14 protein-coding genes are annotated in these 25867 nt (G+C 69.6%); 6 read left to right on the top strand and 8 right to left on the bottom strand.

Annotation, left to right across the window (positions count from 1 at the left end; genetic code table 11):
* The first annotated feature begins 130 nt into the window (after nucleotides 1-130).
* A complete protein-coding gene (locus tag ACWD0F_RS34840) occupies nucleotides 131-1078 on the top strand; it encodes an SDR family NAD(P)-dependent oxidoreductase (RefSeq protein ID WP_449883429.1) in 948 nt (315 codons plus the stop codon).
* A 66-nt stretch (nucleotides 1079-1144) separates the two neighbouring features.
* On the opposite strand, the gene ACWD0F_RS34835 is transcribed toward ACWD0F_RS34840, so the two are convergent.
* Together ACWD0F_RS34835 and ACWD0F_RS34830 are read right to left on the bottom strand one after the other, a co-directional pair.
* Nucleotides 1145-1873: a FadR/GntR family transcriptional regulator gene (locus ACWD0F_RS34835; protein ID WP_449883426.1), complete on the bottom strand. Its 729-nt coding sequence runs from the start codon at nucleotides 1871-1873 to the stop codon at nucleotides 1145-1147.
* Nucleotides 1874-2118: 245 nt separating this feature from the next.
* Complete coding sequence (locus tag ACWD0F_RS34830; RefSeq protein WP_449883423.1) at nucleotides 2119-4020, bottom strand: exo-alpha-sialidase; 1902 nt, start codon at nucleotides 4018-4020, stop codon at nucleotides 2119-2121.
* A gap of 213 nt (nucleotides 4021-4233) precedes the next feature.
* Here ACWD0F_RS34830 and ACWD0F_RS34825 point away from each other — a divergent pair, with 213 nt between their 5' ends.
* Nucleotides 4234-4428, top strand: a complete 195-nt coding sequence (locus ACWD0F_RS34825) for a hypothetical protein (RefSeq protein ID WP_449883421.1) — start codon at nucleotides 4234-4236, stop codon at nucleotides 4426-4428.
* Here ACWD0F_RS34825 and ACWD0F_RS34820 read toward each other — a convergent pair.
* Nucleotides 4425-6437: a hypothetical protein gene (locus tag ACWD0F_RS34820; RefSeq protein ID WP_449883418.1), complete on the bottom strand. Its 2013-nt coding sequence runs from the start codon at nucleotides 6435-6437 to the stop codon at nucleotides 4425-4427. The two genes, ACWD0F_RS34825 and ACWD0F_RS34820, sit on opposite strands and share 4 nt — an antisense overlap.
* A 237-nt stretch (nucleotides 6438-6674) precedes the next feature.
* Here ACWD0F_RS34820 and ACWD0F_RS34815 point away from each other — a divergent pair, with 237 nt between their 5' ends.
* Both ACWD0F_RS34815 and ACWD0F_RS34810 read left to right on the top strand, forming a co-directional pair.
* Nucleotides 6675-12995: an RHS repeat-associated core domain-containing protein gene (locus ACWD0F_RS34815; protein WP_449883416.1), complete on the top strand. Its 6321-nt coding sequence runs from the start codon at nucleotides 6675-6677 to the stop codon at nucleotides 12993-12995.
* Nucleotides 12996-13103: 108 nt separating this feature from the next.
* Nucleotides 13104-13316 (top strand): hypothetical protein, encoded by a 213-nt coding sequence (locus ACWD0F_RS34810; protein ID WP_449883414.1) that lies wholly within the window; start codon nucleotides 13104-13106, stop codon nucleotides 13314-13316.
* Nucleotide 13317: 1 nt separating this feature from the next.
* On the opposite strand, the gene ACWD0F_RS34805 is transcribed toward ACWD0F_RS34810, so the two are convergent.
* From ACWD0F_RS34805 to ACWD0F_RS34790, 4 genes are all read right to left on the bottom strand, one after another.
* Complete coding sequence (locus ACWD0F_RS34805; RefSeq protein WP_449883412.1) at nucleotides 13318-16218, bottom strand: BTAD domain-containing putative transcriptional regulator; 2901 nt, start codon at nucleotides 16216-16218, stop codon at nucleotides 13318-13320.
* Nucleotides 16219-16290: 72 nt separating this feature from the next.
* Nucleotides 16291-19260, bottom strand: a complete 2970-nt coding sequence (locus tag ACWD0F_RS34800) for an ABC transporter permease subunit (RefSeq protein ID WP_449883411.1) — start codon at nucleotides 19258-19260, stop codon at nucleotides 16291-16293.
* Nucleotides 19257-21473 (bottom strand): MFS transporter, encoded by a 2217-nt coding sequence (locus tag ACWD0F_RS34795; protein WP_449883408.1) that lies wholly within the window; start codon nucleotides 21471-21473, stop codon nucleotides 19257-19259. Before ACWD0F_RS34795 ends, ACWD0F_RS34800 begins: the two co-directional genes overlap by 4 nt.
* A gap of 1 nt (nucleotide 21474) precedes the next feature.
* Entirely contained in the window at nucleotides 21475-22011 is a 537-nt protein-coding gene (locus ACWD0F_RS34790) for a hypothetical protein (RefSeq protein ID WP_449883405.1), read from the bottom strand.
* A gap of 410 nt (nucleotides 22012-22421) precedes the next feature.
* On the opposite strand from ACWD0F_RS34790, the gene ACWD0F_RS34785 reads away from it, so the two are divergent.
* Both ACWD0F_RS34785 and ACWD0F_RS34780 read left to right on the top strand, forming a co-directional pair.
* The gene (locus tag ACWD0F_RS34785) at nucleotides 22422-23648 is read left to right on the top strand and encodes a lipid-transfer protein (RefSeq protein ID WP_449883402.1); all 1227 of its coding nucleotides are present in this window, start codon (nucleotides 22422-22424) and stop codon (nucleotides 23646-23648) included.
* Nucleotides 23645-24571 (top strand): proline racemase family protein, encoded by a 927-nt coding sequence (locus tag ACWD0F_RS34780; RefSeq protein ID WP_449883399.1) that lies wholly within the window; start codon nucleotides 23645-23647, stop codon nucleotides 24569-24571. Before ACWD0F_RS34785 ends, ACWD0F_RS34780 begins: the two co-directional genes overlap by 4 nt.
* On the opposite strand, the gene ACWD0F_RS34775 is transcribed toward ACWD0F_RS34780, so the two are convergent.
* The gene (locus tag ACWD0F_RS34775; protein ID WP_449883396.1) at nucleotides 24533-25795 is read right to left on the bottom strand and encodes a PucR family transcriptional regulator; all 1263 of its coding nucleotides are present in this window, start codon (nucleotides 25793-25795) and stop codon (nucleotides 24533-24535) included. The genes ACWD0F_RS34780 and ACWD0F_RS34775 overlap by 39 nt on opposite strands.
* Nucleotides 25796-25867 lie beyond the last annotated feature (72 nt).

Here is a 25867-nt window from a genome sequence, read left to right as displayed (position 1 = left end):
CATGGTCGAGATCATAGCGCATGGCAAATGGTTGACCATCTGTCATCGGCAGGCTTGCGGCGGTGTCGCAGCTCCAGGACGACGGACGCTATTGACCTAGACAGCGGTCTAGCATCTACCTTTCGGATCCATGACAACGCCTCAACGCCGGCTCGGATCGGGATTCGGCACCCGGAGTACCGCGAACGACGTCCTGAGCGGGATCGACCTCTCCGGCAAGCTCGCCATCGTCACCGGGGGCTACTCGGGTCTCGGGCTGGAGACCAGCCGCGCGCTCGCCCGCGCCGGAGCCCACGTCATCGTCCCGGCCCGGCGGAGGACGGCCGCTCAGGAGGCGGTCGAGGGCATCGACGGCGTCGAGGTCGACGAGGTGGACCTGGGCGACCTCGGCAGCGTCCACGGATTCGCCGATCGGTTCCTGGCGTCGGGCCGGAAGATCGACATCCTGATCAACAACGCCGGGATCATGGCCTGTCCCGAGACACGGGTCGGCCCCGGGTGGGAGGCGCAGTTCGCGACCAACCACCTTGGCCACTACGCGCTCGTCAACCTGCTCTGGCCGGCGATCGCCCGTGGCGGGGCGGCCCGCGTCGTCGTCGTGGCCTCCGGCTTCGACCTGGTCTCAGGAGTGCGCTGGGACGACGTGCACTTCCAGCGGCACGCCTACGACAAATGGCAGGCGTACACCCAGGCGAAGACGGCGAACGTGCTGTTCGCCGCGGAGCTCGACGCGCTCGGCCGGGACGCCGGAGTCCGGGCGTTCTCGGTGCATCCGGGGTACATCCTCACCCCGCTGCAACGCCACCTCGCCAAGGAGGAGATGATCGACGCCGGCTGGATCGACGCGGCCGGCAATCAGGTGAACGACGCCTTCAAGACGCCCGCGCAGGGCGCGGCGACGCAGGCGTGGGCCGCGACCTCGCCGCAGCTGGCCGGCCTGGGCGGCGTCTACTGCGAGGACTGCGACATCGCCGGACCCTTCGGCGACGGCGTGGCGGTCGACCCCGAACAGACCGCGCGCTTGTGGAGACTGTCGGCGGAGCTCACCGGCGTCAACGCGTTCGTGACCACCGCCTGAACCGGTTCGCGAGCGCGCTCCTGCCCCGCGGGCCGACCGGGTCGCCGATCCGGTTCGCGGGCCGGGTCAGGTCGGCTGCGGTTCCGGCCGGGCCTCCGCCCGCGCGATGCGGGCCCGGACGTCGCGGAAGTGCAGCCGCATCGCCTCCCGGGCGGCCTCGGCGTCCCGAGCGCGAAGCGCCGTCACGATCCGGCGGTGGTTGACGACGATCTCCGCGCTCCGCTCCTCCGGCGGGCCGAGCGTCGGCTCGACCTCGTGGTAGACGTCCCAGAACAGGCCGATCAGCTGCAGCACCAGCTCGTTGCCGCACAACTCGTACAGCAGCGCGTGGAACGCCCGATCGGCTTCATGGTCCCGATCCATGGCGTTGACCAGGGCGTCCAACGCGGCGAGCCGGGGGGCGCTGGTGCTCTGGGCCACCTGGCCGATCAGCCCGGTCTCGAGCAGTTCGCGGATCTCGACCAGATCCTGCAGCGCGCGGATCCCGCCGCCCGGTCCCGAACGCACCCGGAAGGCGAGCGACGGGGTCAGCATGTCGAGCGACGCGTGCCCGACGAACGTCCCATGACCGTGCCGGATCTCGACGATGCCCAACGCCCGCAGGGCGCGTACGGCCTCGCGGACGCTGTTGCGGCTCGCCCCGAGCAGATCCATCAACTGCACTTCGGTCGGCATCGGTGAGCCGGGGGCCAGCCCGCGCTCGTGGATCAGGGCGACGATGCGCTCCTGAAGCGACGTGCCGTCACGCATGCGCATGCTGCCCCCAGGCTCGTCGAAGACCTTATGTCCAAACATCCCACCTCTCCATCCCGGAAGGCCAGGCGGGCCAAGAGATTTTACGCCGACGACACAGATGGGCCACCGGAGCGACGTCACTCGTTCCCGCTGGGTCGAGACATAGGACGTCCCATGTCGCGACCAGGGCCGAGGGGAGATATTGACAACGGGGGTGCTCGGCGGTGCGGCCGGATACCGTCAGAGCACGGCAATGGCGCCCGCGGGACCCCCGCGAGCGCCACCGCCAGGCGGTTCGCGTTCTCTCAGCCGACGTGATCGAACGGCAGCCGCAGCCCCAGCTGACCGCCGATCGGGAGGTTCCGCTCCCGGATCAGGTCCAGCTCGGTGCCGGTGAGGGCGCGCCGGTAGACGCGTACCTCGTCCAGCGTCCCGCGGAAGCGGTCCGCACCGTCCAGCCGCTGTCCGATGTGGACGCCCTCGACCCCGAACTCCTTGCCGAGGCTCACCGAACCGGCCGGCGCCGCCGCCGACGAGACCTGTACGCCGTCCACCAGCAGCCGGAGCTCACCGCGGACCCGCTGGAGCGCCACGAAGTGCCACTGCCCGTCGTTGTACGCGCTCGGCGACTGCACGGTCACGTTGAACCGGTCGACGGAGAGGACCGCTCGGATGCGGTTGGCGGCCGGTTCGGCCCGCAGCCACAGCCCCGGCGGGTTGGTGCCCCGGTTCATCCGGTTGAACCAGAGGATCGAGTGCGTGCCGGTCTGCTCCGAGTACCGGATCCAGGAGGTCAGCGTGAAGTCCTTCGCGCCGAGGTCGATGGAGTCGTTGAACGCCACCTCCACCCGGTCGTCCACCCGGTCCAGGGCCAGCCCGCCGCCGAACCGCCCGTCGGTGGTCTGCGCACCACCGCGGACATATGCCTCGTTGCGGTGCGGTGACTTGTCCGGCGTCGTCGGGCCGGGCGCCGGGGGACCGGGGATGCCGGGCGGGGTGCCGTTCGGCGTCTCCAGGTACGCCTCGTTGAACCGGGTGAACCGGATCTGCTCGTACGGCGTGATGGTGCCGGCCTCGTACATCAAGGCCGCCTCGTCGCCGTCCAGACGCACCATGTCCGAGTACGCCGACGGCCCCCAGTGGAAGACCTTGCCCTCGTCCCAGGTCTCGAAGCGGCGCCCCTCGTCGTAGGACGACCGGATCCCCATCGCCTCCCGGGCGTTCGGATGCATCGGCGCGGAGAACAGGATGCGCTCGTCGCCGAACCGCAGCAGCGACGCCTGGATGTCGGTCGTCGCCAGCGCCGGCATCGTGCGGAACGGCGCGTCCCACGTCTCACCGCTGTCGCTGCTGGTCGCGTACGCCCGGCTGCCCTCGTCGGTGCCGCGCTCGCGGGCCGAGGCGTAGATCCGCCCGTCGGTGAGCTCGATGACGGTGACTTCCTGGGCGATGACCGCGCCGTCGTCGCGGACCGTCTCGGCGCCGATGTTCCAGGTCGCCCCGCTGTCGTCGCTGTAGAGCAGGTGCGTGCCGTAGACGTGCTCACCGACCCGGTCCCAGCTCTCGAAACTCGCCCCGACGACCAGCCGGCCGGCGTGCGTGCCGCGTTTGAGCTGGATGCCGTGCATGGGGCCGGTGGCGTACCAGAAGTTCCACTCCGGACGCTTGCCCTCGGTCATCTCCCTGGCGGCCGACCAGGTCGCCCCGTGGTCGTCGCTGAACTGCACCCAGGGGTCGCGGTCACAGCCGTTCGGGCACGGCTCCGCGCCGTTGTGGGTGCTCACCAGCACGATCCGCCCGGTGCGCTCGTCGACGATCGGCACCGGGTTGCCGTGGGTCGTGCCGGCGCCCTCCGAGATCACCTGCAGTGGTCCCCAGGTCCGCCCGCTGTCGGCGGAACGGCGCACCACGAGGTCGATGTCCTCGTCGTCGCCGCAGTCCTTGACCCGCCCCTCGGCGAACGCCAGGAGCATGCCGTTCGTGGCCCGCACCACGGCGGGGATCCGGAAGCAGCCGTAGCCGAAGTCGCCCTGCTTGTAGAGCACCTGCTCGTCCGCGAACGGTGCGGTGTCGCCCGTCGTGCCGGTCTCCGCGGTCGCCGGCGCGGTGAACGTGCTGAGGAGTAAGCCGGCGAGCACCGTTACGGCGCCCACCCGGCGGCGCCAGGAGCGCCCGGTGCGGCCATCCGTGGGGTAACCATCGTGCATGTCCTAACCCTTCCTGACAGGAGAAAGTTAGGGACATCCTACGTCCAACGTAGGATGTCTAACAGATGGTGAAACGCAGAATGTTCATGAGTCCGCGAGTCCGGGCGGCTCTGGGGTCTGACCCCGGATGCGCTGTTCGAGCTGGACCCGGCCACCGGCCAGACCCTCAGAACCACCAAGCACGGCACCTACCCCTGGTCAACGGTGGGCCAGGTGCTGCTGGACGCGAACATCGTCTTCCATGAGGGATTTTTGTGGGGGAAGGTGCAGGGCAGGGCGTACCGGATTGATCCGGCCACCATGTCCTTCACCCTCATCGCCAGGCCCATCTCCAATCTCGTGCTGGGCTCCGACGGCCACCTTCACCTGGGCCGCTTCGAGAACTTCTCCACCTACCGGATCTGCTAACGCGCGAGCCTGAACAGGCGCGAGCCCTCCGCGAAGTAGACGTCTCCCGACCCGTGAACCGCAAGCTGGTTCACGGGTCCCTCCCTCAGCACGGTGTGCCGCCCGGTCAGCGGGTTCAGCTTGAAGACGTACTGTCCCGCGTGCGCGCCGTACAGCATGAGGTCGCGGCGGTTGAAGACGAGCCGGCCGCCGGCGCTCGTGCTGTCCGACAGGGTGACCCGCTTGGTCACCTTCTTGGCGGCGGTGCTGACCGCGAACACTTCGCCGCCGGCGATTCCCCACAACCTGCCCAGCGCGTCGAACGTGAGCTCGGGGATGGCGGGCTTGCCGGGGGCGGGGACCATCTCCCACAGCAGCCGGTTCTCCTTCACCGACCAGGCGAACAGCTTGGCCTCGGGCTGCGTCGGCGGGGTGGCCGACTGGCCGCTGTAGATGGAGGTGCCGCCGTAGAGGATGCCGTTGCGGTAGGCGAGCGAGACGATGCTCTGGTCCTTGATCACGTTGCGCTCGGCGTGCTTCAGCGCGCCCGTCTGCGGGTCCCACACGGCCAGCACGCCGCCGAGGTTGCCGAGGTCGGGCATGGTGCCGGTGGCGACGTAGCGCCCCGCCGAGACGATGGCCCTGGGCCTGATCTGCTTGTCGGCCGCGAAGTCGAACAGCCGCGCCGGGTTGGCCGCGGGGCCGGGCTCGGGGCTCGGCGAGTACTCGGTGCTGTTCCACGGCAGCTTCGGGTCGTAGGCGTAGACCCGGGCCTCGGGATAGGCGCCGATGTAGAGCTTGCCGTCGTGGGCGACCATGTCCTCGCTCTGGGAGAACGTGTGGAACTCCTCGCGCTGTCCCGTCTTCGCGTTCAGCGCGGCGAAGCCGCCGTTGAGGAAGCCGCCGGCGTACATGCGGCCGTCGGGGCCCTCCGCGAGCGCGGTCACGTCGATCGGCTCGCCTCTGACGCCCGTCTGGACGAACGACTTGGCGCCGGTCTGCGGGTTGTAGCGGAACATCATGCCGCGCCAGAGCAGGCCGACGATGCTCTTGCCCGGATAGTCGGGCAGGCCGAGCTCCGCCCAGCCGATGCCGCGCGTGTTGGCGACGCGGCCGGAGAACGGCACGCCGGTGGGCGTGGTGACCTTGGTCTTGGGGTCGTAGCGGACCAGTTCGCCGCCCTTGATCAGGTAGACCCGCCCCTCCTCGTCCGGGGGCGAGACGTCCAGGCCGTGGGCGGGATCGATCTTGTCGATCCACTGGCCGGCGGCGATGTCCCAGACGTGCATGGGGCCGGGGGAGGCGCCGCCGTAGCGGACGTACAGGTAGCCGGCCGCGACGTTCACGTCATAGGCCCACTTGCCGGCCGGGTCCAGGCCGTCAGGCGTGGGGAGCTGCTTGATCGCGCCGCTGGCGGCATCGATCTCGAACACCGCGGCGGGCGCTTCGGTGCCCGCGTAGATCTTGCCGTTCGCGTACGAGACGCTGCGGACGTACGAGTGCGCCGGCGACAGCCGGCCGTAGTCGCGCACGCCGGTCGCCGGGTCGTAGCCGAACAGGCGGCCGCCCGGGTACGTGCCGCCGTAGACGGTCGCGCCGTCGCCGGCCCCGATCGACCAGAGGAAGGTCTCCGACGCGATCGGCCGGCCGAGGTCCTGCACGCCGCCCTGGTCCGTCCAGCGGAACAGGTGGCCCTCGCCGTACGTGCCCGTGTAGACACTGCCGTCGGGCGTCGCGGCGACCGCCCACGAGCCGTCCGCGCCGGGCAGGTCGAGCCGGGCCGCCTCGGCGCCGGTGGCGGGATCGACGGCGTTCAGGTGGGCGGGGCTGCCGGAGGAGACGCCCCACAGGACGGTCTTGCCGCCGGGGCCGGGGGCCACGGTGCCACCGATCAGCAGGACGTCCTCCAGAGGCACGCCCAGGTCCTCCGGTGCGGGGGCGGACTGCGCGCTGGCGGGCCCGGCCACGGCCACGGCCAGCAGGGTCGTCACCACCACCGTTGCGGCGGACAGACGTTTAATTAAGGTCATGACCGAAAACTTAAGAATGTGGATCTCCGACGTCAATAGCCCATTACGGATCAGACCGAATCCGTAACGGTGTTGTGCTCGAAGCCCGCGCACCACACCCGCGGGATGTCGCCGTCCGCGCCTCGCTGAAGGCCCATGAACATGACGTATCCATGATCTTCAGGATGTCTTCACCAGAGCTGAAGGACTCCGTGCCAGCGTGCGGGCAAAGTCACCGCGTGGCAGGAGACGGAGCACATGACAGGGCGAAGACAACATGGCGCAACACATCGTCTTTTATCGGCGATCCTGGCCGGGCTGGTCGGGCTCGGTGGCATCGTCGTCACCGACGCCGGGGCGAGCAGGGCGGCCTCGGCGGCGCAGGACCATCCGCCGTGGGCCGACGGGCTGGCCGACCCCCAGAAGATGCCTGATCCGGTGGCGTGGAAGGGATCGACCTCGGCACCGCTCGGACGGAGCACCCCCTCGGCCCCTGCGGCCGTGACGTTCCCCCAGGCGCAGGCATGGGAGGTGCCGCCTGGCACGAAACCGCCGGCAGCCGCCCAGCCGGTCGCCATCACGGCCGGAGCGGAGAGTCTGCCCGGCGGGCAGCCGCGCATCGAGGTGCTCGATCGGGCCGCGGCTCAGCGGGCGGGGGTTTCCGGCTTCGTGTTCCGGATCTCCCGGATCGGCGCCGCAACGCGGCGGAACGTGTCGCCGGCCGAGCTGTCGGTGGACTACTCCACGTTCGCCGGCGCTTTCGGCGCCGACTATGGCGCCCGCCTGCAGGTCGTCGCGCTGCCCGACTGCGCGCTGGCCACCCCGGTGCCCGCCGGCTGCAACCCGGCCGGCCTGCGGCTGCCCGCGACGAACGACCTCTCGGCCAAGAAGCTCGTCGTCAAAGGAGCGGATCTGGCGGCCCTGGCCGCCGAGGTCGACGTGGACGCGGCCAGTCTGGGCTTGGCCGAGAAGAACGGTCTTACGGGTGGGAGCGGCGACAGCGGCTCGGCGGCATTCGCCGTCATGGCTTCCCCCGGTGGTGACCCGGGCACCTTCGCGGCCAGCAGCATGGGGGTGAACGGGTCGTGGAACGCCTCGCCTGGAGCGGGCAGCTTCACCTACTCCTACCCGCTGGAACTGCCCGCGCCCGGTGCCGGCTCCGCTCCGACGCTGAGCTTGAGTTATTCGTCGGCGGCCGTGGACGGTCTGACGGTCGCGACCAACCCGCAGGCCAGTCCGGTGGGACTCGGGTGGGGCGACCTGCCCGGTGGTTTCGTCGAGCGGAGCTTCGAGCCGTGCTTCGCCTCGCAGAACCTGCGTCTGCGGACGGGAGACCTGTGCTGGAAGGGCGCCAACGCCGCGCTCTCGCTCAACGGGGTGTCCGGGCGGTTGTTGCCGGTCAACGGTTCGGAGACCGAGTATCGGCTGGAGGGCGATCCGGGCTGGAAGATCGAGCGGCTGTGGAACGGAACCGCCGCTCCGGGCACGGCTGTGCACGGGGGCGAGCACTGGAAGGTCACGGCGACCGACGGCACGATCTATTACTTCGGTTACGGCCACATGCCCGGTCGCCACACCCACTCGGTGCTGGGCGTGCCGGTCATGGCCGACGATCCCGGTGAGCCGTGCCGGGGAGCGGGCAACACCGTCGGGTCGTGCCGGCAGGGCTGGCGCTGGTACTTGGACCGGGTGATCGATCCGGACGGCACCATCCAGTCGTACCTGTACGAGCCCGAGTCCAACTTCTACAAGCCGATCAACGGCTATGGCAATTCAGCCAATTCCAAGTACGACCGTGGCGCCTGGCTCAAGGAGATCATCTATGGCGGCCGCGGCTGGGACGCGGATTCCTACTCAGCGCGTGTCACCTTCGGGACGTACTACCGCTGCGTCTTCCTGACGACCAACTGCCCGGAACCGACCAAGGACCACACCGGATTCTTCGATGTGCCCACCGATCTGATCTGCAGTGCCTCTGACACGTGCACCACGTATTCACCGGCGTTCTTCAGCGCGGTGCGCTACGGTCACGCGCGGGCCGAGGTGAAGGTGGGCGCCGGATGGAAACCGGTGGTCCAGTACAACTTCCTGCACCGCATCCCGTCGGGCGGCTCAGGCGAGGCCAAGAAGCTCGAACTGGCGGGCATCCAGCACGCCGGCATCGCGTTCGCCGGCCTGATGGCCTACCCCGACACGGCATTCCAATATCACCCCCATGACAATCGTGCCGACAATGCCGCGTCCATTCCCACGGCGATGCGCCATAACCGTCTCGTAGGGATCACCACACCTTTCGGTGGCAGGACCACGGTCAGTTATGGGTTCAACCGCAAGTGCCCGAACACCCAGCCGCCGGCGCCGCAGCCCGGACCGCACTGGGACCACCACACCTACGACTGTTTCCCGCAGGAGGTGTACGACGGCGGTCTGGAACGCACCGGAACCTTCCACAAGTGGCTGGTGAAGAAGGTCGAGGAGGATCCCGGCGACGGCGGGCCGAAGATGACCACCACGTACGCCTACGAGGGCGACCCGGCCTGGGCGTTCGACCATGGTTCCTTCGCCCGCAACCGGCAACTTTGGGGCTGGTCGCAATGGCGCGGCTACGGCAGTGTCCTCATCACCCGCGGCGACTCGAAGACCCGCGTCACGGGATTCAGGGGCTGGGACGGGGACGCGCTCGCGGTCGATGACGGCAGCGGCAACTTCGGCCCCGTGCACGGCCTGCGGGACGTCCCCGTGCGTGCCTCCGACGGCCGGACCTTCCAGGATCACCGCATCCTCGCCGGCCGGACGCTGGAGGAAGCCGACCTCGGCGGCGTCGGGGGCGAGCCGGACCAGATCGTCCAGTCGACGATCTACGGCTACGAGAAACGGGTCACCTTCGACGCCCCCGCCACCTACCTCTACGACGCCGAGTGGGCCGGGGTCAGCGAGGTCACGGAGAGAGTGGCCACCGGGCCGGGCACGTTCGACGAGCGGCGCAGCCGGATGACCTACACGGAGGACGCGCCGGGTGTGGTCCCCATGTCGCCGCCTCAGCCGTCCGCCACCCTGGAGGAGGGCTGGCGCCACATCGACGGCGACGAGCGGTGCTCGGTCACCACCTATGCCGTCAACCGCGACAGGTGGATGTTCGCCTATCCGGCGTCGAACCGCATGCTCGCGCGAAGGTGCGACTCCGCCGAGGTGCTCACGGCCTCGGAGACCCGTTATGACGGCGCGGCCACGACTGGTGCGCCGCCGACGCGGGGCAACCCGACCCTTGAGCGGACCATGGTCGACGCGAGCACCTGGAGTGAGACCGCCACCGAGTACGACGACATGGGCCGCCCCACGAGGGTCGTCGAACCGAACGGTGCCGTCACGGCCACGGCTTACGTGGTCAGCGCGGGTGCGCCGGTCAGCCAGATTCCGATCAGGACCACGGTGACCAACGCGCTGGGACACCAGACGATCACCGATCTGCATCCGGAGTTCGGCGTTCCCAGTGCGACCTACGACGCCAACAACAACAAGACGAGCTACTTCTACGACGCCTTCGGCCGCACGACGGGCGTCCGCCGGCCGACGGAGCAGTGCACCACGTCACCGTGCGACGACGCGTCACGCTCCTGGCAGTTCTCCTACGACATCCCCAACCGGGCCGTCCGCTCCCGCCAGCGGGTCGCGGGGAACCTCGACTCGGGAACGGACGCGGTCTATGAGGACTCCTGGGTGATCCACGACGGGCTCTGGCGGCAGCGCCAGGTTCAGGCGCAGTCGCCCGCCTCCGGCAGGACGCTGGTGGCGGAGACCACCTACGACACCCGCGGCACGGTCCGTGACGAGACCGTGGAGGAAGCGGCGCCCGGCGCGCCCGGCAGATATCTCAGTGGCATCGGCTGGAAGAACGCCACCCGCCACCTGTATGACGACCTGGGCCGCGAGACGGAGATGCAGTGGCTGCGTGCGGGTGTTCCCGCGTACTCCACCCGCAACGTCTACGGAATCGACACCGTCGAGGTGACCGGTCCCGAAGGCCGCCGGGCGCGTCAGCGGGTGGACGGCCTCGGCCGCACGGTCGAGGTGGCCGAGCACGACGGGCAGGGTTGGGTGACGGCCAGGTACGCCTATGACCTGGCCGACCGGTTGAGGATCGTCACCGATCCCGAGGGCAACCAGATCCGCTACGAACACAACCGAGCCGGCTGGCGCACCGCGCAGGTGGATCCCGACCGGGGCGACGCCACGTTCGGCTACGACCTGGCCGGCAACCTGACCCGCGTGGCCGACGGCGCCGGAAAGACCATCGAGACCACCTACGACGTGCTGGGCCGCGGCAAGGAGCGCCGTTCGGGCACGCAACTGCTGGCGTCGTGGACCTATGACGGCGCCACGCTGGGCAAGGGGCTGCCCCACGCCAGCGTCAGCCACAGTGCGGAGGGTTCGTGGACGACCGAGGTGACCGGCTACGACAAGCGGTCGCGGGCCCTGGGCAACCGCGTGACGGTGCCCTCCGGCCTCCCCGGCCTGTCCGGTGCCTACGAGACCACCCAGACCTACGACCGGGCGGATCGGGTCACCTCGGTGACACACCCCGCGGTGGGCCGGCTGCCCCGGGAGACGGTCACCACGGCCTACAACAGCCTGGGTCTGGCCACGAGCCTGAAGGGACTGCAGACCTACGTGGCCCAGGTCAACTACGACGATCGCGGTCGTCGTAGTGCGGCGGCGCTGGGCAGCAAGCAGGTCCTGTACGGCTGGATGCTGAAGAACTGGGCCTACGACGCCCGCGATCAGCGTCTCGCCTCCACCGAGGTGCTGATCGAGAAAGGCGGCGCCTACCAGCAAGCCGCCCGGCACGATCTGACCTACGACGCCGAGGGCAAGGTCGTCGAGCGCGCCGGCACCCTCAACGGGGCGCAGTCGCGCGAGTGCTACGACCACGACCGCCGGGGCCGGCTCATCGAGGCCTACACCGTGACGAGGTCGGCGACGTGCGCCGCGGGTGCGCGTGGCACCGGTGACCAGCCCTACTCGCACAGCTATCGCTACAGCGCCGCGGGCCGGCTGACCGAGCGCGTCGAGCAAGGAGTGAGCACCGGCTACACCTACCCGGCTCCCGGCGGCCCGCGGCCGCACGCGCCCACGGCGGTGGGGGGCGACGCCTACCAGTGGGACGGCAAGGGCAACCTCAGCTCCCGCTCGGTCGGCGGCCGGACCGAGACCTTCTCGTGGGACGTCCAGGGCTTCCTGACCTCGGTCGACGGACCCGGCGGCGCCACGAGCTTCGTCTACGATCCGTCCGGCCAGCGGTTGCTGCGTCGCACAAGCACGGGCGCCACCCTGTACCTGCCCGGCCACGAGGTCTCCGCCGGCACCGACGGCGCCACCGTGACCGCGGTACGGTCCTACGCCCTGGACGGCGGGCTGGTCGCCACCCGCGGCCCCGACGGGGTCGACCTCGTCACGAGTGACGTCGCCGGATCGGTGGAGCTGGCCGTCCTTGACGGCGGGACACCCACCGCCACCAGGGCCTACGACCCCTACGGCAAGGTGCGGGCGCGGACCGGCGACACCGCGACCGACCGGGGCTTCCTCGGCCAGATCGAGGACTCCACCACCAAGCTGTCCTACCTCAACGCCCGGTACTACGACACCACGGCCGGGGTCTTCGTCTCCGCCGACCCGCTCTACGACATGGCCAGGACCAAGAGCCTCAATCCGTACGGCTACAGCGCGGGTGATCCGATCAACTTCTCGGACGCCGGCGGGCTCACCCCGAGCTACAGCTATGGCCTCGAACAGCAGAACGCCGCTCTGCGCTACCAGAACCAGCAGCTCACCGGGTATGTGACCCAGCTGCTCGGCCACCTCGACACCCTCCAAGGGATCATCCAGGACCAGGCGAGGACGATCAACGATCTGCTCACCCACATCTCCGCCCTGCAAGGGATCATCCGCCAGCAGCAGACGATCATCCGCCGGCTCTCCGCCCGGGTGGCCGAACTCCAGGCGCAAGTCGCCTACTGGAAGGGCCGTGCGCATTACTGGTACGGCCAGGCCATGCGCTGGCGAGCCAAGGCGATCTTCTGGCACGGCCGTGCCATGGCCTGGAAGGGTGTGGCTGAGAATCAGGCCCGGTACATCGGCAAGCTGCAGCGCCGGCTCGACGACAGGAACGACGTCATCCTGCGGTATCGCAACATGAACGACCAGCTCGAAGGGAGAGGCGACCGCCTGCGCGACGAGAGAGACGCCATCCAGAAGGAATACGACGACCTGAAGGAGGCCACCCACTACGGCTGGGATGATGCCGCGGAGGACATCGGTTGCGGAGTGGCCGGCTCGATCCCCGGCCCGGGCACCGCCATCGGCCTCGGTTGCACGGCGGACGACGTGGTCACCGGCGTCCTCGGGAACTACGGCATCCACCTCGACCCCATGGACAAGCTCGAGATCTACATCACCGGATCCATCTGGGTCCAGTCCGGGATGCGGTTGGCCGGGGACGGGCAATCCGTGTGGGAGACGTTCGAAGACCTCGGTGGATCCCTCTGCACCGCGGGACTACCCCCCATCCTCGACTATTGCTAGGTGATCGGGAACGCGGCGGGAGCCGGCCCGGCGGGCCGGCTCCCTTCGCGGCTTCAGGGTTCTTTCAGCGCCGCTGCCTACGGTGAGGACAACGCGAAGGGAGCCGAAATGATCACCGATGCGGCACGCCGGCTCATCACCATCATCATGATCACGAGCGGAATCCTGCTGACCGCGGGCGTGGCCACCGCCTCGGCGGAGCCGACGTCCCCGGTGGTGACGGGACCGTTCACGTCCGGCGGTGGGGGGAGCGGCCTCCACAAGGATCCGGTCAACCGAATGGATTGCCCCAACCCCAATCACTGGGGTGAGTGCCCCTGATTCACGGGGTGGCCAGAGCCAGCGCGGCTTCCACATCGAGCCGGGTGCCGCGCTGGAGGATCGCGGCGAACCGGTCCGGCCCCAGCGCCTGCCGGCAGAGCCGCTCGATGGGGTCACGCACCAGGGCGTTCCAGACTGTCGGCTTTGCCGCGAAATCTGCACGCACGGCACTCGCCGCACCGAGCAGCCCGGTAGCGAGGTCGAAATGCCCCAGCCCGGCCTGGATGGCGGCCGCGATGTCCAGGTCGTGGGAGATCGCCCAGTGCTGGCCGATCTGGGCGTGAATCGCGAAGCTCTCCTTGAGCAGGTGGTCGGCCTCCGTCTGGCGGACCTGCCGGTGGCGTACCCACGCCAGCAGCGCTGCCGCCCTGGCCAGATACTCCCTGCTGTCCGCGCGCCGGAAGCCGGCCGCGGCGTCCTCCAGCAGGTCGCCGGCCAGGTCCAGGTCGCCCTGCACGACCAGCACCTCGGCGGTGATCAGCCGCGCTTCGGCCGCCCCGCCTTCGTCACCGGCCTGGCGGAAGACCGCGGCCGCGGCGTCAGCCGTGTCCTTGGCCTGGACCACCTCACCGCCGGCCATCTGGTTGTAGGCCACGCTCAGCAGGCAGCGTCCCACCGCATAGGGGTTGCCCAGGTGCTCGGCCAGGGCGAGCGCCTGGTCGGCGGTGTCCACAGCGGTCGCGATGTCGCCCTGTTCGTGCGCGATGTCGGAGATCTGCTGGAGGGCGCGCACCGCGCCAAGAGGATCCCGGGCGCCGGCCCGCGCCTGCCGCGCCAGGCGCATGGCTTCCTCGTGGGAGGTATAGGACGCGATCACCGCGGCGGACAGCAGCGTGGGCAGCCGGGCGGAGTCGGGCTCATCGCCGGTGGCGGCCAAGACCCGGCGATACCAGAGCAAGCCCTCTCTGGGGGCGTTCATCCACCACCACCACAGCTCGGCGGCCAGCTCCAGGGCGGAGCGCGGCGCCCCGGTGATCGCCCAGTCCAAGGCCGCGTAGAGGTTCTCCCGCTCGATGTCGAGCCGCCGCTGCCAATGCTGGCGCATCTCACCGCGGCGCTCGCCGGCCGCCCTGCGGGCCAGGCCGAGGAAGTAGACCGCGTGCCTGGACCGCACCTCCGCCACTTCGCCGCTGGTCGTCAGCAAGAGCGCGGCATATTGCCGTACGGGTTCCAGCAGGCGGAAACGCGTCAGCTCGCCGGTCAGATCCACGGCGATGAGCGACCGGTCAGCCAGGTTGTGAATCATGTCAAGGGGCGCTTCGGCCGCCTCGGGCATCCACGATTCGGCTGCCTCAAGCGTGAAGCCGCCGGCGAAGACGGAAAGCGCGCGGAACAGGCGCGATTCCTCATCGGAGAGAAGCTCGCAGCTCAGATCGAGGGCCGCGCGTAAGGAACGGTGGCGCTGCGCGGCCGTCCCTGGCCGGGCGGCCAGCAAGCTCAACTGGTCGCTGAGCCGGGTGGCCAGTTCGCGGACGGTCAGCACGCTGAGGCGGGAGGCGGCCAGTTCGACGGCCAGCGGCAGCCCGTCGACGCCGCGGCACACCCGGGCGACGGCTTCCGCGTTGCTCTCCGACAGGTGGAACTCCGGCTGTACGGCCCTGGCCCGGGCCAGCAGCAGCTCGACCGCCTCGGCGCGGGAGATCTCCGCCACCCCCGTCGAGCCGGGCTCGGGGCAGGGCAGCGGATCGAGCCGGTAGACGGTCTCACCCGAGACGCCGAGCGGCTGGCGGCTGGCGGCCAGGATCCGCAACAAGGGCCGGCCATCGAGCAGCCGGCGGGCGAACTGGCCGCAGGCCGCGCTCAGGTGCTCGCAGTTGTCCAGGATCAGCAGCGCCCGTTTGCCGTCCAGCCAGTCATGGAGCTGCCGGAGGGAGGTGCGCCGGTGGGTCACCGTCAAGCCCAGCGCGCTCACCACCGCCTGGGCCAGCAGTTCGGGGTCGGTCACCGCTTCGAGCTCGACCAGCCAGCGGCCGTCCGGATAGACCTGGGCGGATTCCAGGGCCAGCTGGGCGGCCAGCCGCGTCTTGCCGACTCCTGGCGCACCCACGAGGGTGGCCAGCGGGGCGCTGCCCAGCAGCTCGGCCAGTCCGCTCAGGTCCGCGCGCCGGCCGACGAAGCGGCTGCGCAGCCCGGCGGACAGCTCGACGTGCGCCGGGGCCTGATCGGCCAGGCTCGCGTCGTCGGCGAGTATCGACGCGTGCAGCTCGCGCAGATGGGGGCCGGGCTCCAGGCCCATTTCCTTGATCAGTTTCTGGCGGGTTCCCCGGTAGACCTCCAGCGCTTCCGATCGGCGGCGGATCCGATAGAGGCTGGTCATCAGCTGGGCGGCGAACCGCTCGTCGAAAGGGTGGTCGCGGACGAGCTCCCGTAACTGGGCCACGATGGTGCCATGACGGCCCAGGGCGAGGTCGGCGTCGACGCGCTCGGACAACGCGGCCAGCCGGGCCTCCTCCATGCGCACGCCCACGCCCTGCCTGAGCGGCGAGTCGGGCAGGTCGGCCAGGGCCGGTCCGCGCCAGAGCGCCAGCGCCTGACGGAAGAGGTCGGCCGCGACGTCGTGGCGCTTGTCGCGCATCGCGTGACGGCCCTGTGCGGCCAGGGCCTCGAAGCGTTCCCAGTCGATGAGCGCCGGGTCGATGGTCAGGAGGTAACCGGGGGACCGGCGGGTGATGCGCACCTCGCCGGCCACGTCCGCCAGGCCACGGCGCAGCGCGGAGACGTAGACCTGCAACGTGTTGCGCGCGGTGGGCGGGGCCGACTCGCCCCACACGTCTTCGATCAGCTGGTCGACCGTGACGATGTGGTTGGCCCGGATGGCCAGCGCCGCCAGCACCGCCCTGGCCCGGGGGCTGCCGATGCCGATGTCATGATCGTCCGCCCGCACCAGGACGGGGCCCAGCATTCGAAGCTCGACGCGATGCACTGTCCGCCTATCAGGTCAACCTTCAGACATCCTCAGTGCTACTTCCGAGGATCATACGGCACCGGCGCCGGAGCGCTCGATCGCCGTGATGCTCCCGCCCAGGTAGGCGTCGACGACTTGCGGGTGGGTCCGTACGACGTCCGGCGGCCCTTCGGCGATGAGACCGCCGTCGGCCATCGCGATGATGCGATCAGAGATCCCCATGATGAGCGGGATGTCGTGCTCGATGACCACGAGGGTCAGGTCGAGCTCGCGCTTGAGCTCGGCCAGCAGGAGCCCGAGCGCCTCGGTCTCGCGCTGGGCGACCCCGCTGGACGGCTCGTCGAGCAGCAGGCACATCGGCTGCAGCGCCACGAGGCAGGCGATCTCGGTGATGCGGCGGGTGCCGGTCGAGAGCTCCTGGATGGGCTTGTCCCGATAGCGGTCGAGACCCATCGCGGAGATGAGGGCACGTGCCTGGCGCTCCTTCTTCCGCTCGCCGAGCATCACTCCCAGCGTCGAGGTCAGGAAGCCGGTCGGCTGCACCCGCTCGAGCGCGAGCATGACGGTCTCTTTCGCGGTCATCGTCGGGAACAGCGCGGCATCCTGGAACGACCGGATCAGGCCGCGCCGCGCGCGTCCCTCAGGACCGGCCTTGCTGATGTCCTCGCCGTTGAAGAACACCTGCCCCGTATCCGGTTTGGTGAAGCCGCCGAGCAGCTCGAAGGTCGTCGTCTTGCCGGCACCGTTCGGACCGATCAGGCCGACCGTCTCGCCGGCGCGCACCTCGAACGACACCCCGCGGACGGCGTGCACGCCGCCGAAGGACTTGCGGAGATCGCGTGCCTCGAGCAGCGTCGTCCCCGCCGGGGGAGCCGGGCGCTCCGAAGCCACCGCACCAGGCTCGCTGACGCGCAGAGCGCTGAACCGCACACCCTGGGCTGTCGCGTCAGCCGGGTCGTCGCCGGCGTACAACGGCTCGGGATCGATGCCGTGCCGGCGGGCGGCGAACTTCACGATCCGGTCGCGGATCGGTGCGACGACCTGGATCAGGCCGCCGACCTTCCACAGGATGAGGAGCAGCGCGCCGAACTTCGTCGCGGCCAGCCCGATGTTGCCGATGTCGAGCAGCGGCAGGCCGAGCACCCAGATCGCGCCCAGCACCGGCCCGATCAGCGCGGACACGCCACCGAGCACCGTCATGACGACGACGTCGATGCTGGCGGACGTCGGGAACGACCCGGCACTGATGTTGGACAGGGAGTGCGCGTACGTCGCGCCACCGATGCCGGCGATGAACCCGCCGACCAGATAGCCCTGGAGCTTGACGACGCTCGCCCGTACGGCGAACGCGCGCGCGTTCTCCTCGTTGTCGCGGATGGCGACGAGCAGGCGGCTGAAACCGCTGCGCCGGATGTTCCACGCCAGGCCCAGCATCACGACGAACAGCGCCAGCGCGAAGTAGTAGTAGTCACGACCGGTGTCGAGCGGGCCGTCGAACGGCCAGCCGGCGGGTTTCCCGGGATCCTGGCCGTCGCCGAGCATCCACGGCTGCGTGAGCAGCCACGCCGGCGCGGCGAGCGCGAAACCGAGCGTGGTGACGGTGAGCATGAGGCCGCGGATGCGGAGCGCGGGCAGGCCGATCACGACCGAGACGAGCCCCGCGCCGAGGCCGGCGAGGAGCAGCGCGAGCGGGAAGTTGCCGGAGCCGCTCGACACCTTGAACGAGATGACCGCGCCGATCGCGGCGACGGCGAACTGGCCGAGCGTCAGCTGCCCGCCGAGACCGGTCAGGACACCGATCGACAGACCGACGATCGAGAAGGCGATGATGCCGGTGAGGGTCACCGACAGGCTGTTGGAGATGAAGAGCGGCAGGATCGCGAGCGCCGCGATGGCGGTGATCGTGAAGGCCGGGCCCATGGCGCGAACCGCCCACAGGCGCCGCAGCTTCTCCGGGACCGCACGCAGGCCCTGCACCGCGGCCCAGCTGCCCTTCTCCTCGTCGCGGCCCTCCCGCCGGCGCTGCACCAGCAGCGCCACGAGGATGATGAGGAACATGGCCACCTCGACGAGACCCGACTGCGGGTAGTTCCACAGCAGCAGCTGCTCGAGGATGCCCAGACCGACACCGCTGGCCAGGGCGATCGGCAGGCTCTGCATCCGGCCGATGACGGCGGCGGTCAGAGCGCGCAGCAACAACGCGGGACCGAAGCTTTCCGCGCCGACGAAGCCCTGCGTCGGCGCGGTGAGGATCGCGGTGAAAGCCGACAGGGAACCGGCGATCGCCCAGGCCAGTGTCGACATCCGGCTCGCGAAGATGCCGGACATCCGCGCCGCCTCCGGATTGGCCGCCGCCGCGCGGATGGCCAGACCGAACCGCGACCGCTTGAGGAACAACGCGATCGCGAGAACGACCAGCGGCGACAGGAACAACATGCCGGAGTAGGCCTCCGTCACGCGCAGGTCACCGACGTCGAAGGCCGGCAGCCACGCCGGTTGCGGGTACAGCGGTCCGGACGCGGTGGAGTTGATGAGCGCGGCCAGGAGGACCAGGAACTGGCCGATGCCCAGCGTCGCGACGATGGACACGATCCGCGGTGCGTTGCGCAGCCGTCGTACGACGCCGGTCTCGGCGGCGGCCGCGGTCGCCGCGGACACGGCGAGTGCCATCGCGAACGCGATCCAGTACGGGATGTGCCACTTCACCGCGGCGACGCCGAAGAACGCCGCCCCGAACGCACCGATCTGCCCGTGCGCGAAGTTGATGATGCGGTTGCTCCGGTAGACCAGCACGATGCCCACCGCCAGCAGGCCGTAGGTCATACCGACCATCGTGCCGAGCAGGATCACCGGGAACGGTGTCGCCGCGGCGATGACGTCGTGCCGGTCGAGGACGGCGGTCACGGTCTTCGCCAGGACGACGGCGACCACGAACGCCAGGAGCTGCAGGAACGGCTTGCGGGCTCGCTGGAGAAGGCCACGCCGGCCGGCCACCGAGTCCTCGGGCGCGTTCTCGGCCAGATCGGGCCGCGCGGTCACTTCGCCGCTCCCGCACCTTGCAGGAAGACCGCACGCAGCAGGTCGTCGCGGGCCAGCAGGTCATCGGCGCGGCCGTCGAAACGCATTTCGCCCTTTTCCATGAAGTACGCGTGGTCAACGAGATTCAGTGCGATGTTCACCGACTGCTCGACCAGCACCACGGCGGTGCCGTCGGCGTTGATCCGCCGGACCATGCCGAGGAGCTGGCCGACGATCACCGGGGCCAGGCCGAGCGAGAGCTCGTCGATGAGGAGCAGCCGCGGACGGAGCATCAGCGCCTTGGACAGCCCGAGCATCTGCTGCTCGCCACCGGACAACGTCGAGGCGAGGGAGTTGCGGCGCTCGTACAGACGCGGGAACGCCTCGAAGCACGTCTGGATCCCTCGCTCGACCGATCCACGGTCCTTGGCCATCGTGTATCCGTAGCTGCGCAGGTTCTCCACGACGGTCATCGGCCCGAAGACCGCGCGTCCGCCGGGGATCTGCGTGATGCCCAGCCGCATCCGGCGTTCGGCGTCGAGATAGGTGATCTCCTGCCCGCGGTAGCGCACGCTGCCCGCGGTGGGCAGGCCGATTCCGGAGATGACCTTGAGCAACGTGGACTTGCCGGCGCCGTTGACACCGAGCAGCGCCACCATTTCGCCGTCGTCGATGGTGAAGTTCGCGTCGAAGAGGACCTGGAGCCGGCCGTAGGAGAAGTCGACGCCGCGGCAGGACAACATCGGCAGGTGCCCGCCGCTGTGCTTGATCCGCTGGATCTCCTCGTCCTCGACCACCTCGTCGATCATCCGGTCGAGGTCGGCCTCGATGAACGTGCCGGCGCTGGAGATGATGAAGGCGCCGAGCACTCCGGGGATGGCGATGGCGACCATCGTGCCGCCGATCCCGAACTGGTCCTGGACGCCGGCGAGGAGCACGGCGCCGACCGTGCCGCCGATCGCGACGAAGATGCCGGCGAGCGCTTGCGCATGCGGTCGCATGTGGGCCGGCACGATGGAGAGCAACGAGACGCCGAGCATCGGATGCAGGAGCCCGATGCAGGCCCCGGCGATGCCGAAGCAGACCACCATCGGCACCAGCGCCGGCATCAGCCCGCCCAGCGCGATGAAGACGACCGCCCCCGCCAGGAGGAGACCGGCAGCCCTGAGCACGCGCGCGGGCGAGGCACGGAATTGTTTCTCGCCGCGGCCTCCGTAGAGGACCAGGGCGACGACGCCGATCCCGAAGAACATCGAGAAGAACAGACCGCGTTGCCCCGGCCCGAGGTTCCACCGCTGGTCGAGGAAGACCGAGATGAAGGTGCCGAGCGGCACGGTGAGCACGCCGTACACCGCGAACCCGGCGTAGACCCTCCTGTTGGTGGGGATGAGGAGGACGCGGCGGCAGATCTCCCAGAACCCGAGCGCGACGTCCTCGGCGGACAACGCGTCCGTCGCCGCGCCGCGCTCCTGACGCACGCCGGCACGCAGCCGCTCGGTGTCCCACTTGCCGTAACCGGGGTCGCGCAGCCTGATGGCGCAGAGGGTCATGAGGAGCGAGGCGACCCCCAGGGCCAGGAAGACGCCCCGCCAGCTGAGGCCGGCGACGGAGGCGAGAATGCCTACCAGCAGGGGTGCGAGCGCCTGGCCGAAGGTGCCGATCGCGGTGTACGCCGTCAGGGCGCGCACCCGTGCGGCCGGCGGGTAGCTGTCGACGATGATCGGCGCGTGCAGGGCGCCGACCGACCCGGTGGTGAGCCCGTCAAGACAGAGGATGAGGATCAGCGCCACCAGCGAGGTGACGAATCCGGTCGTCAGCGTGATGACGCTCCACACGAGTCCGGTGACGATGCAGAGCATCGCCCGCCGCCCCCCGGACTGGGACAACCACGCCATGGGCAGCGGTGCGACCGCGATCGCGAGCTGGAACAGCGCGCGTGCTCCGACGATGGCGGCGATCGAGATGCCCAGGGTGCGGCTGATCTCCGGGGTGAGGACCGTGAACGCGTAACTCTGGAAAGCGCCTGTGACGAACAGCAGGCCCAGGGCGACGACCGGGTAGTAGCGAAGATCGTGCTTGCGGACCAACGCCCGGAAGCTCTCCGTGTTCCCGTCGCCGGTGACACCCAGCGTGGCCCGCGCCTTCTCGCGCAGCGCCGCGCTCGTCCGCTCGACTTCGGTGCGGGCCGCCTCATTGCTCGCGGGCTGGTCCCCTGGGTGTGCTGGGTGTGACACGTCAGAAACCAACCTTCTTGATACGGACTTCGAGGTCCCAGGCCGACTCGCCGATGCGACGTCCGGAGGTGTCCATCAGCACGATCGTGATGGCGTGCAGTTGTAACTCCTCCTTGCTCCCGGGGAGATTCGGGATCGAGGGAATCTCGAACGACGTGCTCGTCGTGGTGTAGACGTCGTGGTTGGTCAGGTAGGTCGCGTCCGGGCAGCTCGGCGACCCTTCACAGAGCGAGTCGCCCTCGGCCACGTCGTCCATCGTGTGGCCGGGCTCGATCGGCGGCTGATTGACGAAGATGGCGAAGTAGCCGACGTCATGAGACGGGGGCTCGCTGCCCTCCGCCGCGATCCGGAAGTCGTCCATCGTCCAGGTGACGGCGACCGGGGACCGCACCGTCGACCGGGCTTCGGGGCTGACGAAGGACAACCGATCGTCAAGGCGGAAATTCAGGTCGTCCAGCTCCGTGAGGCCACATCCCGCCGACGCGACGACGGCGATGATCGCCATCGCGCCGTGCGCAAGCCGGCGTCCGCCCTTCAAGGTGCCCCCTAAGCGTCGATGACCTGTGCCCGCGTACCGCGCGATCCGGCGAGGCCCAGATCAAGCGCCGTACGCGATCACGTATGTGCGTACACTATGACTGTACGCCTCAGGGTTGCGCAAGGCTTCGCGGCAACCGGCCGCCACGGCGCTCCGCGGTGGTGCGTATTTGACGCAATGCGAAAGCTATGTTGCGTTCGGTATCAAGTCAATGGATTTAACGACGTTTGCACTGGTTGCAGCGGCAAATCGAGGCAATGGCGCTGGGCTTGAATGCAAGGGCTTGTTGCAATGACTGGCGGCGAAGGCAATGTCGGCGCGGGTACCCGACCGGTTGTCGCAATCGAGGGCCGCAACGTTCATCAGCTGTCGATTGCCGATGCGCGGAGGCGGAAGAGAGTCTGTCGACCATGGTCGAGGAGAAGAGCGCCAACAAGGTCTACGTCATCGGTGTCGGCATGACGAAGTTCGAGAAGCCAGGACGCCGGGAGGGCTGGGACTACCCGGCGATGGCCAGGGAGTCCGGCACCAAGGCGCTGGCCGACGCCGGGATCGCGTTCGAGAAGATCGAGCAGGCCCACGTCGGGTTCATGTTCGGTGAGTCCACCTCCGGCCAGCGCGCGGTCTACGAGCTCGGCATGACCGGGATCCCGATCACGAACGTGAACAACAACTGCGCCACCGGGTCGACCGCGCTCTACCTGGCGGCGAACGCGATCCGCGGCGGCCTGGCCGACTGCACGCTCGCGCTGGGCTTCGAGAAGATGCGGCCAGGTTCGCTGAGCGCGGCGTACGAGGACCGCGAGTGGCCCCTGCGCAAGCACGTCCAGGCGCTGGCCGAGATGCGTGCGTTCGCCGCCCCGCCGGCCCCGTGGATGTACGGTGTCGCCGGGTTGGAGCACAACGAGAGGTACGGCTCCACGCCGGAGCACTTCGCGAAGATCGCCGCGAAGAACCACCGGCACTCGGCGAACAACCCGTACGCCCAGTTCCAGGACGTCTACACGGTCGACGACATCAAGAACGCCAAGATGGTCTACGCCGACGCGGGCCTGACCAGGCTGATGTGCTCGCCGACGTCCGACGGCTCCGGCGCCGCGGTGCTCGCCAGCGCGCGGTTCGTCGAGGAGCACGACCTCGGCGACCGCGCGATCGAGATCGTCGGCCAGGCGATGGTCACCGACATGCGCTCGACCTTCGACACCGGCAGCGCGATCAACCTGGTCGGCACGGACATGAGCCGGAAGGCGGCGGAGAAGGTCTACGCCCAGTCCGGGCTCACCCCGGACGACGTCGACGTGATCGAGCTGCACGACTGCTTCGCCCCGAACGAGCTGTTCACCTACGAGGCGCTCGGCCTGGCCGGCGAGGGTGAGGCGCACCTGCTGGTCGACAACGACGACACCACCTACGGCGGCCGCTGGGTGGTGAACCCGTCCGGCGGCCTCATCTCCAAGGGCCACCCCCTCGGTGCCACCGGCCTCGCCCAGTGCGCCGAGCTCACGTGGCAACTCCGCGGCGAGGCCGGCGCCCGCCAGGTGGACGGCGCGGCCGTGGCCCTCCAGCACAACATCGGACTCGGCGGCGCCGTCGTCGTGACCGCTTACCAGCCCGCCGACCGCGGTGGCCTGCTGTGACCCCGCTGTCGTTCGGAGACGCCGAAGGCCAGCCGGTCGCCTGCTACGACGCCACGGTCGTGCCCCATGCCGCCTCGCGGATGCGCGAGGTTCCCGCCCTGATGGCGGAGACCCTGGAAGAGATCCGGCGTGACTACTTCGACGTGCGGGCCGGGGACGCCGGCGCGATCGTCGCGGTCCTGGTCAGGCCGGTCCAGAAGGACGCGGACCACGGGCTGGTCTTCGTGGCCGCCGGCGGGCCGCTCGGTGGTTGTGGTGAGGCGAGCATGTTCGCCGCGATGCATCTTCTCGGGTCCCGGCCCGAGGTGAGGTTCGAGACGGGCGCGGGCGTGATCACCGCTCGGTCTTCAGGGGAGGCCGGCATCGCCCTCAGCATGCCGCCGGGCTCCTCCCGGGTCGACGTCGCCGACGTCCCCTACGAGGGCAGGCGACTCCAGGTCCGTACCGTGGCGGCCGGAGGCAACGTCTTCGCCGCGGTCTCCGCGGCCGAGCTGGCGCTGGAGATCTCCACCGCGGAGGCGCACGCTCTCACCGAGCGTGGCTCGGCTCTCCTCAGAGCCCTGCGCGCGGGCACGCCCGGCCTGGCGCGACCGAACATGCTCCTGCTCACCACACCGGTGCACGCCGCGCGCACGACGAGCGCGGTGATCTGGGGCGACGCGATCCTGAACAGGGGACCGTGCGGGACCGGCACGTGTGCTCGCTACCTCCTGGCGGTCGAGGACGGCGACGTGGTTCCGGGCAGCCGGCTGGCACACGTGAGCCCGTTCGGCAACGCCTTCACGGCGAGTTCCGCCGACGATGATCTGCGCGGCTCACCGGACCGGCCGATCCAGATCGAGATCTCAGGCCGGGTGACCGTGACCGGATCAGGCGGCGAGCCGTCAGGGCGCCCGCCGGGCGGGACTTCCCTCGTCGGCTGACACCGATCGCAGCCCCAGCAAGGTCGCGATCTTGAGGCCGAGATGGAAGGCCAGCCGGTCCTCGCCGTTCGACAGCTGGGCACCCGTCAGCTCCTCGATGCGCTGGAGCCGGTAGTAGAGGGTGGTCCGGTGAACGTACAACTGCTCGGCGGTCGCCGGCCCGTCGCCCGCGTTCTCGAGATACGCCTCAAGTGTGTCGACCAGTTGTTTGCCCTTGGCGCCCGATCTCAGGAGATCGAGGAGTCCCCGCGGCACGCTTGAGGCACTCAGCTCCTCCTCCGGGACGCGGGCGAGTAAGCCGTACACACCGAGCTGGCCGGCTCGCACGATCGTGCCCAGGCCGCCGACGCGGCGGGCGACCCGCGCCGCCCTTTCGGCATCGCGATGGGAGCGGTAGGCGTCGGCGAGATCGTCGACGACCTCGCCGACCCCGATCAACGGGGTCGTGCCCGGCAGGTCGCGAACCAGGTCCGCGAGCAGATCCTGGCAGAGGCGCTCCCGTGCGTGCCCGCTGATCAGCGGATCCTTGTCGGAGAGCACCAGGAGCCCGTGGTCGCGCCGGGCCAGACCCAGGTGCCGCCGTTCGCTGAGCCTGCGGCCGGTGCCGTCGAGCCGGCCCTCCAGCGCGCTGCGCTCCTCGTCCGACATCGCTCTGCGGCCCGCGTGGAGGGAGACGACGAGGACGAACAGCGGCTCGTTCGGCACGAAGAGCTCGGCCTCCAGCAACTTCTCCGCCGCCGCACGCCGCGCGGCTGCTTCGGCGGCGAAGATCAGCTCGGTCGCCAGCTCCCTGACCTGGGCTCGGTGCAGCTCACCGGCCAGCCGCTCGCGCTGCATGACCACCGCGAGACTGTCGGCCGCGCCGAGTGCGGTGGCGAATTCGTCGTCGGAGAGCTCGGTCTCACCTTCCAGGATCCACAGGAACCCGACCAGCAGCCCGTTGCGCCGGATAGGAAGGCACAAGCGCTGCTCGGTCCCGCCGATGCCCTCGTTGAGCGGAGGACGCAAGGGCCCTCGAGCGTTGAAGGCACCGGCGGAGCGGAGCCACGCGGCCACCTCGGGAGGCAAATCCTTTCGCAGGATCGTCTGCTGCCGGAGCAGGTCGATCGGTTCGTAGACGTGCGAGGAGAACGCGATCTGGTGCATCGTCGGGTCGTCGACGGACACGTTGCGCTTCAGGCTGTGGCCGAGAGCGTCAGTCAGATGCTGGAGTTCGGACGCCATGGTCAGCATGTTATCCGTGCCGCTCGGCGTCAAAGCTGACGATCAAGCTCCCCTCCGGCGGCCCCGCGAGCC

The organism is Nonomuraea sp. NPDC002799 (genome assembly GCF_053592075.1).
This window is presented reverse-complemented; position numbering and strand designations above follow the sequence as displayed.

Coding starts and splice junctions, on each gene's coding strand:
- ACWD0F_RS34820 (WP_449883418.1), bottom strand. CDS start 6,437: ATGACCTTAATTAAACGTCTGTCCGCCGCAACGGTGGTGGTGACGACC.
- ACWD0F_RS34835 (WP_449883426.1), bottom strand. CDS start 1,873: ATGTTTGGACATAAGGTCTTCGACGAGCCTGGGGGCAGCATGCGCATG.
- ACWD0F_RS34815 (WP_449883416.1), top strand. CDS start 6,675: ATGACAGGGCGAAGACAACATGGCGCAACACATCGTCTTTTATCGGCG.
- ACWD0F_RS34785 (WP_449883402.1), top strand. CDS start 22,422: ATGGTCGAGGAGAAGAGCGCCAACAAGGTCTACGTCATCGGTGTCGGC.
- ACWD0F_RS34805 (WP_449883412.1), bottom strand. CDS start 16,218: ATGCTGGGCCCCGTCCTGGTGCGGGCGGACGATCATGACATCGGCATC.
- ACWD0F_RS34775 (WP_449883396.1), bottom strand. CDS start 25,795: ATGGCGTCCGAACTCCAGCATCTGACTGACGCTCTCGGCCACAGCCTG.
- ACWD0F_RS34840 (WP_449883429.1), top strand. CDS start 131: ATGACAACGCCTCAACGCCGGCTCGGATCGGGATTCGGCACCCGGAGT.
- ACWD0F_RS34810 (WP_449883414.1), top strand. CDS start 13,104: ATGATCACCGATGCGGCACGCCGGCTCATCACCATCATCATGATCACG.
- ACWD0F_RS34830 (WP_449883423.1), bottom strand. CDS start 4,020: ATGCACGATGGTTACCCCACGGATGGCCGCACCGGGCGCTCCTGGCGC.